The following is a 16,609-nucleotide window of genomic DNA, read 5'->3' on the forward strand; positions in this document are numbered from 1 at the left end:
CCCTCAGGAGCGCCATGAATCCCGTCCATTGCCTGCGCCACCGCATCGCCAACCTGCCGATGACGCGCAAGTTCGTGGTGTTGTGCACCCTGCTCGCCATCGGCGTGATCCTGCTCGCGATCACCGCCGCGCGCCTGCAGTACCTGGACCTGGTGGATGCGCGCAAGCAGACGGTGCAGACCCAGGTCGACATGGGCATCAGCGTGATGCAGCACTACGCCGACCAGGCCAAGCGCGGCGAGCTCACCGAGGCGCAGGCCAAGGACGCGGCCACGTCGGCGCTGGCCGACATGAAGACCAACGGTGGCGTGGACTACTTCTTCATCGTCGATCCGCAGATGCGCATCGTGATGCACCCCAAGCGCAAGGTCGGCACCGACATGAGCGACTACAGGAGCGATGCCGGCGAATACGTGTAGCGCGACATCCGCACCGCGGTGACCAGCGGCGATGGCTTCAGCTACTACAGCGCGCCCAGGCCGGGCAAGAAAGAGCAGCTACCGAAGATCAGCTACGCCAAGCGGTACCCGCAGTGGAACTGGGTGCTGGTGATGGGCGTGTACGCCGAGGACATCCAGGTCGAGGCGCTGGGCTTCACCAAGATCCTGACCGTGATCGGCGCCGCCCTGGTCGGCCTGGTGGTCGGGCTGTGCTGGCTGATCGCCAGCGCCATCGTCACCCCGCTGCGCGCGGCCACGCGCACCGCCGAGGCCATCGCCTCGGGCCGTTTCGACAACACGATCAAGGTGGAGTCGCGCGACGAGACCGGGCAGCTGATGACCAGCATGCAGCAGATGCAGACCCAGTTGCAGCGCTTCAACGGCGAGATGCAGACGCTGGTGCAGTTGCAGCAGGGCGAGGACATCAGCCACCGCATGCTGGAGGATTTCCCCGGCGATTACGGCAGCCTGGCGCGCGGCATGAACACTGCGCTGTTCGAACACCTGGACGCGATCATCGAGGCGATGGCGATCATGGGCGAGTACGGTCGCGGCGACCTGCGCCGCGACCTGCGCCGCCTGCCCGGCCAGCGTGCCGCGCTGCACGAGGCGCTGGATGCGGTGAAGGCCAACCTGTCGGCGATCAACGGCGACATCGCGCGCCTGGCCGATGCGGCCGCGCGCGGCGACTTCTCCGCACGCGGCGACGAAGCGCGCTACCAGTTCGCGTTCAAGGAAATGGTGGAAGCGCTGAACCGGCTGATGCGCCAGGCCGAAAGCGGCCTGGCCGACGTCGGCCGGATCATGGGCGCGATCGCCGACGGCGATCTGTCGCAGCGCGTGGACGTGCGCTACGAGGGCGCGTTCGGGCAGCTGGCCGATGCCGCCAACCGTACCGCCGAGCAGCTGACCACGATCGTGCAGGGCATCCAGCGTTCGGCCGAATCGATCAACACCGCGGCCAGCGAGATCGCCAGCGGCAACAGCGACCTGTCGGTGCGCACCGAGCAGCAGGCGGCGAGCCTGGAAGAAACCGCCGCGTCGATGGAAGAACTGACCTCCACGGTCAAGCAGAACGCCGACAGCGCGCGCCAGGCCAACCAGCTGGTGCTGGGCGCCGGCGACGTGGCCGAGAGCGGCGGCCGCGTGGTCGAGGACGTGGTCGCCACGATGGCCTCGATCAGCGCCGCCTCCGCGCGCATCGCCGACATCATCGGCGTCATCGACGGCATCGCCTTCCAGACCAACATCCTGGCGTTGAACGCCGCGGTGGAAGCCGCGCGTGCCGGCGAGCAGGGCCGCGGCTTCGCCGTGGTCGCCTCGGAAGTGCGCTCGCTGGCGCAGCGTTCGGCGGCGGCGGCCAAGGAGATCAAGACGCTGATCTCCGACTCGGTGCAGGAAGTGGCGCAGGGCTCGACCCTGGTCGCGCGCGCCGGCACCACCATGGCCGAGGTGGTGACCTCGGTGAAGCGGGTCACCGACATCATGGCCGAGATCTCCGCGGCCAGCGCCGAGCAGAGTTCGGGCATCGAGCAGGTCGGCAAGACGGTGATGCAGCTGGACGAGACCACGCAGCAGAACGCAGCGCTGGTGGAGGAAGCCACCGCGGCGGCGAAGAGCCTGGAAGACCAGGCCTCGGACCTGACCCGTGCGGTGGCGGTGCTCCGTCTCGCCGGCGCCGCCCAGCCGGTCGCGGTGGCCGTGCCCCGGCCGGTCGTCGCGGTCGCGTCCCGGCCGGTGCCGGCCAGGGCCGCGGTGCGCTCGGTCGCCGCCACTCGCGCGCCGGCCAAGAAGGCGCCGGCGCCGGCCGCGCGGCCGCTCGCACGCAGCAGGTCCGGTGCGCTGGCGGAAAGTGCGCAGTGGGAGGAGTTCTGAGCCTGCGCCACGGCGGCAACCGAGGTCCTGGCTGGCAACGACGCCGATGCGGCAGCGCATCGGCGTCGTCGTTTGGTCCATGCACGCATGCGTGCGTGGCGGTGGACAGTAGCGCTGTTCACCGGACGACGGAGATTTGGCCCTGGACCCGCCAGCGCAGCGGCGGCCGCCCGCAGGCAAGCCGGCAGCCGGGTCGTGCCGCTCAGCCGGTGGCGATCGTGCGCGAGCCGAGAATGATCATGCGCAGCATCGCGCTGATCTGGCGGATCAGCTCCGGATCCTTCTCCGGCGGCAGGTCCATCGCGGTGGCGCCCATCGCGAACACCAGCCGGGTGATCGCCTTGGACACCAGCGCCGGCTCGTGCAGCGGCGCAGCGTCGATCGCCGCCAGGCGGATCAGGTCCACGCGCAGTTCTTCCTCGAAGTAGTTCAGCTCGCGGTCCACCGCGCGCTTGAACGCATCCGAACCCACCGTGCCCTCGCGCAGCAGCACGTGCAGCAGCTTGTCGTCGGCGCGCAACTGCTCCATGAAGGTCTCCACCGAGCTGAGGATGACGCTGCGGTTGCTGCCGGCCGCGCGCTGCCGGGCCTGGCCGATGATGGTGCGCAGCGAACTGCCGGCCAGGTCGATCAGCGCCACCGCCAGTTCGTCCATGTCGCGGAACTGGCGATAGAAGCTGTTCGGGGCGATGCCGGCCTCGCGGGTCACCTCGCGCAGGCTCAGCGTGGACACGCTGCGGTGCGGCCCGATCAGCTTCAACGCCGCCGCCAGCAGGTCTTCGCGCGAGATCGCGCTCTTGCGCGCGGGCAGCGCATCCTCGGGCAGGGGCAGGGGGGTGGAGGTCATGGACGGGCTGGGCGAGGCAAGGCAGGGATCATAGCGCCTTCGTGAATATACAACTGTATAGACATCTGTATCTGCGCCTGTATAGTGGCAGCCATGAACGCTGCCCGCCGTCCTGCCTCCGCCCGCTCCGCCACCCGCGCCCTGCGCGCCTGGGTGCAGCCGGAGGTGTTCGATTTCTGGTCCACACGGATCCATCCGCTGTGGACCTGGCAGCGTCCGCGCGCGCGGCTGCTGCAGCGCGAACGCGCCAGCAGCGACGCGGTGACCCTGATCCTCAAGGCCAACCGCCACTGGCGCGGCCTGCGCGCCGGCCAGCACGTGCAGCTGGGCGTGGAGATCGACGGGCGCCGCCTGACCCGCAGCTACAGCCCCACGCCGCTGCCGGGCGGACGCCTGGCGATCACGGTCAAGGCGATCGACGGCGGCCGCGTCAGCCAGTACCTGGCCGACGCCGCGCGGATCGGTGAGACCTTCGAACTGGGCCAGGCGTTCGGCGACATGGTGCTGCCCGCCGCGCCGCAGGGACGCTGGCTGCTGCTGGCCGCCGGCAGCGGCATCACCCCGATGCGCGCGCTGCTGCGGCAGCTGGCCGCGGCCGGCATGCCCGCCGACGTGGACCTGATCTACTGGGCGCGGCGCCGCGAGCAACTGTGCTTCGTCGAGGAACTGCAGGCGCTGGCCGCCGCCTACTCGCGTTTCCGCCTGCAACTGGCGATCACCGGCGAAGGCGCCACGCCAGCGCCGCGCGTGGACAGCTTGCCACTGGCGCACCTGGCCGGGCTGGGGCAGGCGCAGGTGCTGGCCTGCGGTCCCGGCGGTTTCGTGCAGGCCGCGCGTACCCGCCTGGAGGGCAATGTCGCGCGCTTCCAGGCCGAGGCGTTCAGTCCGCCGCTGCTGGCCGATGCCGAACACGGCACGGTCGCGGTGACGCTGGCGCGTAGCGGCCGTGTGCTACAGCTGCCGCGTGGGCAATCGCTGCTCAGCGCGCTGGAAGCCGAAGGCCTGCGCCCGAAGCACGGCTGCCGCATGGGCATCTGCAACAGCTGCGCCTGCGGCAAGCAGTCCGGCGCGACCCGCGACCTGCTCACCGGCGCGCATGCCACCGAACCAGGCTCGATGCTGAAGCTGTGCATCAACAGCGCCAGCAGCGACCTGATCCTGGACCTTTGAAGGACTTGCCCATGGCTGCTCCCCGCAACCGCGCACTGACCCCGGCCGACCTGCAGGCCTTCGGCGACGAACTCGACGCGCTGCGCGTGCGCACCGTCGCCACCCTGGGCGCGGCCGACGCGCGCTACATCCGCCGCATCGTCGCCGCGGTGCGCTACACCGGCCTGGCCGGGCGCGCGCTGCTGTTCCTGGGCGCGTTCGTGCACAGCGTGCTGTGGCCGGCGTGGATCGCCGGCGTGGCGCTGCTGACCCTGTCCAAGATCCTGGAGAACATGGAGCTGGGCCACAACGTGATGCACGGCCAGTACGACTGGATGGGCGATGCGCAGCTCAACGGCAACACCTACGAGTGGGACATCGTCGCCACCGGCGACAACTGGCGCAAGACGCACAACTTCAAGCACCACACCTACACCAACGTGCGCGGCATGGACGATGACATCGGCTACGGCCTGCTGCGGATCTTCCCCGAGCAGCGCTGGCGCCCGTTCTACCTGGCGCAGCCGTTCATCGCGGTGCTGTTCGCGCTGCTGTTCGAATGGGGCGTGGCGATTCAGGAGCTGCGCCTGGGCCGCTGCTTCGCCGGCAAGATGAAGCGCGGTGAGCTGCGCCGCAGCTTCGCCCCGGTCGGACGCAAGATGGGCCGGCAGATCCTGAAGGACTACGTGCTGTTCCCGGCGCTGGCCGGCCCGTTCTTCCTGCCGGTGCTGCTGGGCAACCTGGCGGCCAACGTGCTGCGCAGCATCTGGACCTTCGTGATCATCTTCTGCGGCCACTTCACCGCCGATGCGGAGACGTTCCCGAAGGAGTCGATCAAGGGCGAGTCGCGCGGCCACTGGTACCTGCGCCAGCTGCGCGGTTCCTCCAACCTGGCCGGCGGCAAGCTGCTGAACGTGCTGTCGGGCAACCTGAGCCACCAGATCGAGCACCACTTCTACCCGGACATCCCGGCCAACCGCTACGCGGCGCTGGCGGTGGAAGTGAAGGCGATCTGCGCGCGCTACGGCCAGCATTACAACACCGGCTCGCTGCCGCGCCAGTTCGGCCAGGTGATGTGGCGGATCGTGCGCCACGCCTTCCCGAGCCGGCCGCGGCGCACCCACGGCTTGCAGCAGGCGACCCATTCAGGTTGAGCGCGGGGGGCCAGCGGCCGGCCCCACGTACGCAGCCGGAAAAAACCGGTGGGTTCATTGCCCGCGCGTCTGCCGCCGTGCCTGCTGCCGGGCATCCACGCATCGCCGTTGCGCCGCTGGCGGGCCGTTCGGCATGCGTTGCTTCGAAAAAGCGGTTGCTTTTTCGGCTGCGCAGGAGAAGAGCGGCATAGCGCAAGCGTAGCCTTGCAACCGTTGTTCCCGGCAAACGAATGGCTTGCGCATCGCCTGCCAGACAAGCGCCCGCGCAACAACGAGGCAAACGACCGGCATTGATGGCATCCGCGATGCCCTCTTTGGCCGATGGCGCCCGCTCTTGCAGACACCGTGCGCTGCCGCATGCCGATGGCCGCACTGCTGCAATGGCGGCAAGCAGTGCATTGGCGGGCCACGATGAAATTTCCATATCCTTCGAAATTGTTCGGTCGGAAGCCAACCGCTACAGGTGCGCCCGGGCCGGCCGCGGCTGCGCCGTCGCCGGCGGCCGCGGACGCGGTGCGCGATCCCGCGCTGCCGCCGTCCGTTGTCGATGGCTTGCCGCGCCGCCCGCCGCTGCTGCGTCAGAACGCGACCCGGTCTGGTCGCTCCGCGCCGGCGCCCGTCCCCACCGCCGCGTCCAGCTGGGTCAGCCTGCCGGCGCAGACGCACGGCGACTTGAAGAGCTTGATGTATCCTCCGGCCAGCGCGGATCTTGCGCCGGGGACGCGCGGTCCGTTGGGCGCGCTGCTGCGCCATGAAGCGCGCAAGGAGTCGCTGGCCGCCGCCGTCCCTGGAAGCCAGCCGAGCGCGGCGCCATCTGCGCCGCCACCCATCCGCAGCGGACCGGCCGGCGCGCCGCCGCCGGTCGCTGCCGCGCGCGCGTCAGCGGCCACTTCGGCGCTACCGACAGTCAAGCATATCGATCTGGTGAAGCAACCGGATGCGACGATCCAGTCGCTGTCCGCAGCGCAGCTGGGCAGCCTGGCGCAGGCGTTGAATCTTGGCCCGGCAGATGCGCCGGCGCTGCACGATCCTGCCGCACGCGCCCAGCTGTTGCAGGACGTGCGCGAGCATCTGGACATGAAATTGGAAGTTGTTTTCGAGGAGGAATATGACACTCTGAACGAAAACGAGGGCATCAAAAGATCCATATTGATGAAGGGCACCACGCAGGAGCAGAAGGCTTGGAAGGAATCGGACAAGCTGAATGGTACGAACAAGGTGAATGATATGAAGGAGATGCGTGAAAAGTTGCAGCGGCTGGCTGAGCATACCCACCTGTGGTTGCGCGAGAACACCATCACCGACCCGGAAACGCAGTCGGTCAGGACCGAGGTGGATATCTATTTCGATGGTCTTCCCGATAAAAAAGAACGCCAGAACGGCACGACCCTCAAGGGGGGCGTCGGCCAAGTCTATCGTTGTGCCAAAGAAGCCGGCGGCATCGTTGCGGCGGCGCTGGAAAATCGTGAGGATATAAGGGTGCGGCGCGTTTGCGGCTTGTCGTTGGGAGGCGGCTCGGCGCAGATGTTCGCCGCCGGGCTGCAAGGCGCATGCAAGCTCAGTCATCCGCCCTCGCTGGTCCTGGCAGACCCGGCGCTGTTCAATCGGGCGCAGGTGAAGCATGCGAAAAGCCCGCACTACGATCTCAGGTCGTCCCATGGCGTGATCATCACGCTCAATGCGGCTCATGCGCCGCGCCGCAACCTGGTGGACAACCTTGAGTCGTTGGGTTTGCGTGGCACCGGCCTGGTGCGCATCAGCCTGGGCCTGAAGCAGGACGACGGCCGCGAGGGAGCGCGGATCAAGCCATATAACGCCTTCTTCGGCTATCACGGCAATGTCTACCATTACGGGAAGGCGCTGAACCGGTTCCTGGGCGCTGCGATGGAGCCAGCCGCGGCTGCGCAACCGGGATCCGCCAGCGCCGTATCGCGCGTCGGCGAATCCAGCCGCTGAGCTTCGCCATGCGGACCCGATCCGGTGCGCAGGCAGCGCGCTTGCGCCGCAGCATGCTTCGCTTGCTGCCATGCGCGTTCGCGCGCCGCCGCCGGGCGCCGTCCCGACCGACTAAGGTAGGCGACGACGGCAACGGCAACGGCAACCTCGCCACTGCAAGACATCCCTCCCCCAAGAAAAAATCCCAAGGAAACGAGCATGCATGCGATCCAGAGCGCACCGCCCGACGGAAACAGATTCGGCATGGATCGAGCGCTGGAGCAGTCCGCCGCTCCGGGCCGCCAGACCCTGCAGGACTTGTTCGAGATGCTGCCTTTGCTGGAAGCGATGCTGTCGCGAGTGTTCGCGTCCATGATTCCCGGCGCAAAACGTACGGATGGGATCAGCGCCCATGCCGGGCCGGCGCAGACGGGCCAGCCGGGCGGATCGCCTTCGCAGCCGCTTGCGGCCGGCGGCAGGGCCCAGGCCGGACCGGCCGAGCCGGATCCGCACGGGGCGGCCCAGGCGGCGCAGCCGCTCATCCGCACGCGCAATGCGCCAGCATCGCCGAACGCAACCACCGCCGCCAAGAACGTGCACGCGCCGGTCGTGATAAACGTGGACAAGCCCATCGTGGTAGGCGCGGGGCAGACCTTCGACGGGCATGGCGCGGTGTACCGCGCGACCTCGGGGCTGGACGGCGGCGGCACCCCCGAAACCCAACTGCCGGTGATAATCGCCGGGCCTGGGGCGACGATCAAGAACTGCTCCTATGCAGGCGGCGACGGCATCCACTTGCTGGGCGACGCGCATCTGGATAACGTGCATGCGATCCACAGCGGCAAGGACGACCTGCTCACCATCGATGGCAGCGTCAACAAGGCCGCCGACAGCCGGTTCGCCGGCATCGATCCGTCCACGATCCCAACTCGCGCCTCGCACGTGGTGATCAGCAATTCGTCCTTCTGCAACTCGGAGGACAAGGCCATCCAGATCAATGGCGACACCAATCTGATTTTGAATCGTATCCGTGCCAACAACATCGGCCAGTTGGCGGTGACCTGCGGCGGCAAACCGATCGAGGCGCATCTGACACTGGAAAATTCCACGTTTTGCAACGTCAAGTACGACCTGGTCCGCCTGGATTCGTGCCGCTCAACGCTCGACATCAACAATGTCGATGCCGGCGGGCAGGTGCCGGAAGTGGTTCTCGGCGATGTGCGCAATGTGCGCGGATGGTCGAACGTACGGGGTTCGCCGCAAACGGCGAGCTGAAGCGTCGCTGCACCCTGGCAGCGCGAACAAGCGCCTGCAAGGCACTGCGCAAGCGGGCCAGGCGCTGGCATGGCGGCGGCCGCGCTGCAGACCGGCAACGCCGAGTGGGCGGCCACGCGCGCAGCGTCGCGCCGTCGCGCCAGCCCGGCGCGACCCGGATCCGTGACACGGGACTTACGCAGGCCATGGGACGCTGCGGGTTTCCTCCCGCGGAGCAGCGCACGTGTCGAAGACCAATATCGCCCGGCATCTGGCCGAAACCCTGCATAGCGCCGGGGTCGAACGTATCTGGGGCGTCACCGGCGACAGCCTCAACGGGCTCACCGACGCGCTGCGGCAGATGGACAGCATCGAGTGGATGCACGTGCGCCACGAGGAAGTGGCCGCGTTCGCCGCCGGCGCCGAGGCCGCGCTGAGCGGCAAGCTCGCGGTCTGCGCCGGCAGCTGCGGACCGGGCAACCTGCACCTGATCAACGGCCTGTTCGACTGTCACCGCAGCCACCAGCCGGTGCTGGCGATCGCCGCGCACATCCCCTCATCGGAGATCGGCCTGGGCTACTTCCAGGAAACCCACCCGCAGGAACTGTTCCGCGAGTGCAGCCATTACGTCGAGCTGGTCGGCAATCCGGCGCAGATGCCGGAGGTGCTGCACCGGGCGATGCGCACCGCGATCCTGAAACAGGGCGTGGCGGTGCTGGTGATTCCCGGCGACGTGGCGCTGCAGGAGCTGCCCAGGGGCACGTCGAGCGCCTGGCCGGCGCTGGCGCCGCCGCGGATCCTGCCGGCCGATGCCGATGTGGAGCGCCTGGTCGCGCTGCTGCAGGCCAGCGCGGCGACCACGCTGCTGTGCGGCAGCGGCTGCGCCGGCGCGCACGACGAACTGGTGGCGCTGGCCGACCTGCTCGGCGCGCCGATCGTGCACGCGCTGTGCGGCAAGGAACACGTGGAGTGGGACAACCCGTTCGACGTCGGCATGACCGGCCTGATCGGTTTCAGTTCCGGCTACCAGGCCATGCTCAACTGCGACACGCTGCTGATGCTCGGCACCGATTTCCCGTACCGCCAGTTCTATCCGAAGGATGCGGCCATCGTGCAGGTCGATCGCGACCCGGCCGCGCTGGGCCGGCGCACGCCGCTGCAGCTGGGCATCGCCGCCGACGTGCGCGAGACCATCGCTGCGCTGCTGCCGAAACTGCAGCGGCGCGAGCCGCGCGGCTTCCTGGACAAGTCGCTGGCGCATTACCGCAAGGCGCGCGAAGGGCTCGACGAGCTGGCCGTGGCGGCCGCGCCCGGCGAGCCGCTGCACCCGCAGTTCGTGACCCGGATGATCGATGCGCTGGCCGACGAGGATGCGATCTTCAGCTGCGACGTCGGCACGCCCACGGTGTGGGCGGCGCGCTATCTGCGCATGAACGGCAAGCGCCGCCTGCTCGGCTCGTTCAACCACGGCTCGATGGCCAATGCAATGCCGCAGGCGCTGGGCGCGCAGGCGCAGTTCCCGCGCCGGCAGGTGATCGCGCTGTCCGGCGACGGCGGCTTCAGCATGCTGATGGGCGACTTCATCTCCCTGGCGCAACTGGGGCTGCCGGTGAAGGTGGTGGTCTACAACAACGCCTCGCTCGGCTTCGTGGCGATGGAGATGAAGTCGGCCGGGTATCTGGACACCGGCACCGAGCTGAGCAATCCGGACTTCGCGGCGATGAGCAATGCGATGGGCATCCTCGGCCTGCGCGTGGACGAGTCCGCGCAACTGGAGCCGGCGCTGCGCCAGGCCTTCGCGCATCCGGGGCCGGTGCTGGTGGATGTGCGCGTGGCCACCCAGGAACTGGTGATTCCGCCGGCGATCAAACTGGAGCAGGCCAAGGGCATGGGCCTGTACCTGCTGCGCGCGGTGATGAGCGGGCGCGGCGACGAGGTTATCGAACTGGTCAAGACCAACTTGCGCTGATGCGCGGCGCTTGGTCGGTGCTGCTGTGGGCCGGGTGGCGATCGCGCTGGCAGTTCGAGGTGCGGCATGGCTGTCTGTACCGTTGTGGGAGGGGCTGCAGCCCCGACGCGGTGTTCGTAGCGCTTTGCGTGGAGCCGAAGTCACGCCCACATGCGGCCTGCGCGCCGCCGCATCGGTTGGCCATTAGCGCAATGCCACGCCGGCCACCACGTCGCAGGCGATGCCGGCAGCGGCCAGTTGCGTAGCCAGTTGCGCGTGCGGCATCTGCCGGAACGCATCGCCCGGCATCAGGCTGACCACGCGCTGCCCGGCCTGCACCTGTTCGAGCAGCAGCGCCAGGTGCGCGTCGGCGTCGGCCGGCAGCGGCTGCCGCGTTGCGTCGCGGCGCGCCAGACCCAGCACCGCGGCCTCCACGGCGGGATCGCACAGCAGCAGGTCGGCCTGGTTCAGCGCGCGCAGCGCTTTCAGCGTCAGCGCGCCGGGATCGCCGTTGCCGGTGCCGACCAGCCACACGCTGCCGCGGCGCGGCACGTCCTGCCCGCTGCGCTGCAGGGCGTCGTGGAACGCCTGCTCGGCGGCCTGGGTCTGCCCGCCCTGCAGCAGCACCTGCACCGGGCCTTCCAGCACCTGTTCGAACCAGCGCCGGCGCTGCGCCAGCTGCGGCAGGCGCGCGCGGATCGCCTCGCGGTGGCGCGCGAACAGCTGCGCCAGCTGCGCATAGGAATGGTCCAGCTCGGTCTCCCAGCGCTCGCGCAGGCGCCGCGCCAGCATCGGCGCCGCGCCGCTGGAGGAGATCGCCACCAGCAGCGGATCGCGGTCGATGATCGCCGGCACCTGGAACGTGGACAGCTCGGCATCGTCGACCACGTTGACCAGCTTGCGGCGCTGCCCGGCCTGCGCGGCGAGCTGGCGGTTGAAGGCGTTGTCGTCGGTGGCCGCGACCACCAGCCAGGCCTGGTCCAGCCACTGCGGGTCGAAATCGCCATCCACCCGCTGCAGCCGGCCCTGCGCCAGCCACTGCGCCACGGTGGGGTTGAGCGCGTGCGCGTACACCAGCACCTGCGCGCCGGCGTGCAGCAGCGCCTCGATCTTGCGCATCGCCACCTCGCCGCCGCCGACCACCAGCACGCGGCGCCCGGCCAGGTCGGCGAACAAGGGATACAACGGCATGCGGACTCCTGCGGGGTGGGGGACGGCTCGCTGCGGACGCGTGTTGCATGGCACCATGCGGGTCAGCCAACTCCCGTTAGCCACGCCCGCATGCTGCGCGTCCTGCTGGTCAACGATACCGAAAAGCCGATCGGGCAGCTGCGCCAGGCGCTGCTCGACGCCGGCTACGAGGTGTTGGACGAAGTGGCGGCGGCGCCGGCGCTGCTCAAGGCGGTGTCCACCCAGCAGCCGGACGTGGTCATCATCGACGTCGATTCGCCCTCGCGCGACACCCTCGAGCAGCTGGCGCTGATCCACCGCCAGGCGCCGCGCCCGGTGGTGATGTTCTCCGCCGACGGCGACGACCAGCTGATCCGCGCCGCGGTGAGCGCCGGCGTCACCGCCTACGTGGTCGACGGCCTGTCGCCGGCGCGGCTGGCGCCGATCGTGCAGGTGGCGCTGGCGCGTTTCGAGCAGGAAGCGGGCATGCGCCGGCAACTGGACGAAGTACAGGGCAAGCTGCGCGACCGCGAACGGATCGACCGCGCCAAGCGCCTGCTGATGGACAAGCGCGGCATGAGCGAGAACGAGGCCTACGCCGCGCTGCGGCAGCAGGCGATGAAGCAGGGACTGAAGCTGGCCGACGTCGCCCAGCGCATCCTCGCGATGGCCGATCTGCTGGGATGAGGAAGCGATGAGCGCACTACTGCACCCCGAACCGCGCACGCTGCGCCTGGGCTACCTGCCGCTGATCGACTGCGCGCCACTGATTGCCGCGGTGCGGCTGGGCCTGGACCGCCGCCACGGCCTGCGCCTGGAGCTGCAGCGGCAGGCCTCGTGGGCCGCAGTGCGCGACAAGCTGCTGTCCGGCGAACTGGACGCAGCGCATGCCCTGGCCGGCCTGGTCTACGGCGTGGAATGCGGCATCGGCGGACCGCAGGCCGACCTGGCGATTCTGCTGACGCTCAACCAGAACGGCCAGGCCATCACCCTGGCGCCGCCACTGGCCGACGCGCTGGCGCAAGGCACGCCGCTGCGCGCCGCGCTGGCCGCACTCGGCCGCCCGCCGGTGTTCGCGCAGACCTTCCCCACCGGTACCCACGCGATGTGGCTGTACTACTGGCTGGCGGCGCAGGGCGTGGATCCGATCGGCGACATCCAGGCGGTGACCCTGCCGCCGCCGCAGATGCCCGACGCGCTGGCGCGCGGCGAACTGGACGGCTACTGCGCCGGCGAACCGTGGGCGGCGCAGGCCGAAGCGATGGGCGTGGGCCGGCGCGTGATCCGCAGCGGCGAACTATGGCCCGGCCATCCGGAAAAAGTGCTGGCCTGCCGCCGCGCCTTCGCCGCACTGCAACCGGAACTGGCGACCGCATTGACCGCCACGCTGCTCGACGCCTGCCGCTGGCTCGACGCTGCCGCGCATCGCCGCGAAGCGGTGGCGTGGCTGGCCGATCCGGACGTGATCGGCTTGCCGGCCGAGCGTATCGCGGCGTGCCTGCTGCCGGGCGGCGCGGCTGACGATGGTGGTGACCCGCAGGGGCTGCGCTTCCATGCGGGTGGTGTGGCGAACATGCCGTGGTTGTCGGACGGGCGTTGGTTCCTGCAGCAGTTCCGGCGTTGGGGGTGGTTGCCGGCGAGCGAGGCGGGGACCGGGCAGGATGCGGTGCACGATGCGCAGATCGTGGCGCGGGTGCATCGGTTGCAGACGTATCGTGCTGCCGCTGCGCAGTTGGGGATTGCGGTGCCGGGGCGCGACGAGCGGGAGGATGGGTTGCCGGATTGGCGTGCTGGGCGGCAATGAAGCGCTCCAACAAAGCGCTGTTGGATGGTTTCGTACCGACTGTTTTCGGCCCGGGGCTGACAGTCGAGCCTGGCCGTGTGCGACATGAATGCTATCGGGCGCATGGTTGAGCAATCCTTCTGGTGTGTGTGCATTGGGCACACACCGGGAGGACTCGCGATGAGCGCCGCCACCAGCAACGTCATCAATTTTTGGGCGCCTGCCGCCAAACAGGCGCTGATCGACCATGCCGTGGAAGTCAGCGGCATGAACCGCACGGCGTTCATCCTGGACGCCGTGTGCGAAAAGGCGCACAAGGTGCTGGCCGACCAGACCCGATTCGCCCTGAGCGGGCAGCAACTGCAGCGCTTCAATGCGCTGCTCGATGCGCCCCTGGAGAGCAATGCGGCGATCCGCCGCCTGTTGAGCACGCTGGCGCCCTGGGAGCGCTGAGGTTTGCCGCTCACTGCTCCCGGCCCGCTCAACGGTGGGCATCGGCTGGACGCTTTCGTGTGCAGTACGCCGGAACCGACAAGGCGGCTGTTGGAGCGAGCGCGTCAGAATCAGCTGTCCGGCGCATCGAGATGCTTCGTCGTTTGCGACGGACAGCAGCACGTCGTCGGCTACTACGCGCTGGCGGCCGGTGTGGTGGCGCATGAAGATGCGCCTGGCCGCATCCGTCGCAACATGCCCAATCCGGTTCCGGTCATCGTACTGGGGCGTCTGGCCGTGCACGTCGACTGGGCCGGCCAGGGAGTCGGCAAGGGGTTGCTCAAGGACGCCGTGCAACGAACGCTGCAGGCGTGCGAGCAGGTGGGCGCACGTGCGCTGCGCTGCTGTGTCACGCCATCGATGAAGCAGCGAAGGCGTTCTATCCCAAACACGGCTTCATCGCCTCGCCCATCCACGACCTGACGGCGATGTTGCCGCTTGGGTGATGTTCGATACTCTCGTCCGGGTCGCATGGGAATTGAAGATATTTAACCGCGTCCTGCTCGAAATGCTTCTTGGTGGAATCTACACTGAGGCGGCGGCTCCGGGGCACATCTTCCGAGGGATTCTCTATAAGACCGGATACGTTCGGATGTATGCGCAATCAGGTCAAGTGGCAAGCTTGCACTCAGCGCTTCGAGATCGAAGCGCCAGCACAACTGAGAGCATCCGCTTACTCGATCTGAAACCGCACACGATTTCGGATCTTGAGAAGGCGGTTGCGCGAGGCAGAAAGATCGTTAACAAGTGCAATCTGCTGAGTCATGAAGTCGTCCTGGCGGGTTGCTCTCACTTCGTCTCAGGCGCACTGGCTGAAGTGCTATTCGCCCGTCACTGGGGAATACTGGTGTTTAAGGCCAGCGGGGATTGCTGCCAATTTAGGTATGGCTGGCGCCTGAGCTTCCGCGCGTCGCCTATCCGAACACCTCAGGGCAGTTTGCATTAGCAATCAAAGCACAAGGCCAACGCTGCTGCAGTTGCCGCGGCGCACAATAAAGGTGCGCCACGCACCACTTGTGTTCGTTGAGGCCCGGTGCGGTGGCCGCGCAACGCGGCCGCGGGTCGCGGGTGGATCTGCCAGTTCATTGAATCTATAGGGAATTCTCCCGCCGCCCCGCCGCCACGAACACTTGGCACAGAAATTGCGAGAGTCCCCCTGCGGACACAACGGCGCGCCCGCACCAACTCGATCCGGCAGGCGGACCAATGGCGGTCCGCCTGCCCAGACAACGGCGTCTTCCGGTGCGAACCGGTCGGCGCTTTTTTCGTTTTTCCTTCCCTCGACTACCGCGTGCTGCGGGTGGTGTGCAGCGCTGCGGCCCAACGTTTCTCGGAGATGGCGCGGATGAATCGTTCGTTCTGGCAAGCCGGGCATACGCCCACGTTGTTGTCGGCGTTCCTGTATTTCGATCTGAGCTTCATGGTCTGGTACCTGCTTGGTCCGCTGCAGGTGCAGATCGCCGCGGCGCTGCAGCTGGATACGCAGCAGCGCGCGCTGATGGTCGCGGTGCCGATCCTGTGCGGGGCGGTGCTGCGGCTGTTCCTGGGCATGCTGGCCGACGCGATCGGCGCCAAGCGCGCGGGCCTGCTGGCGCAGGTGCTGGTGATCGTGGCGCTGGTGGTGGCATGGCAGCTGGGCGTGCACAGTTTCGCGCAGGTGCTGTTGCTGGGGCTGATGCTGGGCGTGGCCGGGGCCTCGTTCGCGGTGGCGCTGCCGCTGGCCTCGCGCTGGTATCCGCCGCAGCACCAGGGCACGGCAATGGGCATCGCCGGGGCCGGTAATTCCGGCACGGTGCTGGCGGCGTTGTTCGCGCCGGTGCTGGCTACCGCGTTCGGCTACCAGGCGGTGTTCGGGCTGGTCTGCATCCCGCTGCTGCTGGCCTTGCTGGTGTTCGCACTGTGCGCCAAGGACGCGCCGGTGGAGGTGCCGCGCAAGCATCTGGGCGACTACGCGCGGGTGCTGGTCGGCAACCGCGATTCGTGGTGGTTCATGCTGTTCTACGCGATCACCTTTGGTGGCTTCGCCGGCTTCGCCAGCGCCTTGCCTGGCTATTTCCACGACCAGTTCGACTTCTCGCCCAAGCTCGCCGGCTGGGCCACCGCGGCGTGCGTGCTGGCCGGCTCGGTGATGCGGCCGCTGGGCGGGGCGCTGGCCGACCGCATCGGCGGCACGCGCACGCTGCTGTCGATCTATCTGCTGGTGGCGCTGCTGGTTGCCGCCGCGGCGATCGGGGTCGGCGGCCCGGCGGCGACGGTGGCGCTGTTCGTGCTGACCCTGCTGTGCCTGGGCACCGGCAACGGCGCGGTGTTCCAGTTGGTGCCGCAGCGCTTCGGCCGCGACATCGGGCTGATGACCGGGCTGATCGGCATGGCCGGCGGCATCGGCGGCTTCCTGCTCGCCGCGGGGCTGGGCATCGTCAAGCAGCACACCGGCAGCTATGCGCTGGGGCTGTGGTTGTTCGCCGGCTGCGCGCTGCTGGCCTGGGGCCTGCTGTCCAACGTCAAGCAGCACTGGCGCAGCCAATGGGCCGCGGCCGGCGCGGCGCGTGTCTGATCGACCCA

Annotated in this window: 12 protein-coding genes and 1 pseudogene; 11 read left to right on the plus strand and 2 right to left on the minus strand. The window is 68.6% G+C overall.

Going from position 1 to position 16,609, the window contains the following annotated elements; genetic code table 11:
- The first annotated feature begins 32 nt into the window (after positions 1-32).
- A pseudogene (locus tag FZ025_RS11685) lies at positions 33-2,315 on the plus strand (methyl-accepting chemotaxis protein).
- Positions 2,316-2,517: 202 nt separating this feature from the next.
- Here FZ025_RS11685 and fabR read toward each other — a convergent pair.
- Positions 2,518-3,162 carry an HTH-type transcriptional repressor FabR gene (gene fabR, locus FZ025_RS11690; protein ID WP_046981534.1) on the minus strand — a complete coding sequence of 215 codons (645 nt, stop codon included), beginning with the start codon at positions 3,160-3,162 and terminating at the stop codon, positions 2,518-2,520.
- A gap of 93 nt (positions 3,163-3,255) precedes the next feature.
- Here fabR and FZ025_RS11695 point away from each other — a divergent pair, with 93 nt between their 5' ends.
- From FZ025_RS11695 to poxB, 5 genes are all read left to right on the plus strand, one after another.
- Positions 3,256-4,332, plus strand: coding sequence for a ferredoxin reductase (locus tag FZ025_RS11695; protein WP_046981535.1), 1,077 nt, complete (start codon positions 3,256-3,258; stop codon positions 4,330-4,332).
- 11 nt (positions 4,333-4,343) lie between these two features.
- Entirely contained in the window at positions 4,344-5,465 is a 1,122-nt protein-coding gene (locus tag FZ025_RS11700) for a fatty acid desaturase family protein (RefSeq protein ID WP_104558503.1), read from the plus strand.
- A 363-nt stretch (positions 5,466-5,828) separates the two neighbouring features.
- Positions 5,829-7,421 (plus strand): polycystic kidney disease 1-like 3, encoded by a 1,593-nt coding sequence (locus FZ025_RS11705; RefSeq protein WP_244292363.1) that lies wholly within the window; start codon positions 5,829-5,831, stop codon positions 7,419-7,421.
- A gap of 198 nt (positions 7,422-7,619) precedes the next feature.
- Complete coding sequence (locus FZ025_RS11710; protein ID WP_053057263.1) at positions 7,620-8,675, plus strand: pectate lyase; 1,056 nt, start codon at positions 7,620-7,622, stop codon at positions 8,673-8,675.
- 238 nt (positions 8,676-8,913) lie between these two features.
- Positions 8,914-10,623: a ubiquinone-dependent pyruvate dehydrogenase gene (gene poxB, locus FZ025_RS11715; protein WP_208803800.1), complete on the plus strand. Its 1,710-nt coding sequence runs from the start codon at positions 8,914-8,916 to the stop codon at positions 10,621-10,623.
- Between the two features lie 183 nt (positions 10,624-10,806).
- Here poxB and FZ025_RS11720 read toward each other — a convergent pair whose 3' ends face one another.
- Positions 10,807-11,793, minus strand: coding sequence for an NAD(P)-dependent oxidoreductase (locus FZ025_RS11720; RefSeq protein ID WP_046979682.1), 987 nt, complete (start codon positions 11,791-11,793; stop codon positions 10,807-10,809).
- 93 nt (positions 11,794-11,886) lie between these two features.
- Between FZ025_RS11720 and FZ025_RS11725 the strand changes: the two genes are divergently transcribed.
- From FZ025_RS11725 to FZ025_RS11750, 5 genes are all read left to right on the plus strand, one after another.
- Positions 11,887-12,459 carry an ANTAR domain-containing response regulator gene (locus FZ025_RS11725; protein WP_104558523.1) on the plus strand — a complete coding sequence of 191 codons (573 nt, stop codon included), beginning with the start codon at positions 11,887-11,889 and terminating at the stop codon, positions 12,457-12,459.
- 7 nt (positions 12,460-12,466) lie between these two features.
- The gene (locus FZ025_RS11730) at positions 12,467-13,576 is read left to right on the plus strand and encodes a CmpA/NrtA family ABC transporter substrate-binding protein (RefSeq protein WP_046979680.1); all 1,110 of its coding nucleotides are present in this window, start codon (positions 12,467-12,469) and stop codon (positions 13,574-13,576) included.
- 159 nt (positions 13,577-13,735) lie between these two features.
- Complete coding sequence (locus FZ025_RS11735) at positions 13,736-14,008, plus strand: type II toxin-antitoxin system TacA family antitoxin (protein WP_046979679.1); 273 nt, start codon at positions 13,736-13,738, stop codon at positions 14,006-14,008.
- A 3-nt stretch (positions 14,009-14,011) separates the two neighbouring features.
- Positions 14,012-14,470: a GNAT family N-acetyltransferase gene (locus FZ025_RS11740; RefSeq protein WP_208803627.1), complete on the plus strand. Its 459-nt coding sequence runs from the start codon at positions 14,012-14,014 to the stop codon at positions 14,468-14,470.
- A gap of 961 nt (positions 14,471-15,431) precedes the next feature.
- Positions 15,432-16,601, plus strand: coding sequence for a nitrate/nitrite transporter (locus tag FZ025_RS11750; protein WP_208803802.1), 1,170 nt, complete (start codon positions 15,432-15,434; stop codon positions 16,599-16,601).
- Positions 16,602-16,609: the final 8 nt, after the last annotated feature.

Source organism: Xanthomonas hyacinthi, assembly GCF_009769165.1.
Classification (GTDB): Bacteria; Pseudomonadota; Gammaproteobacteria; order Xanthomonadales; family Xanthomonadaceae; genus Xanthomonas_A; species Xanthomonas_A hyacinthi.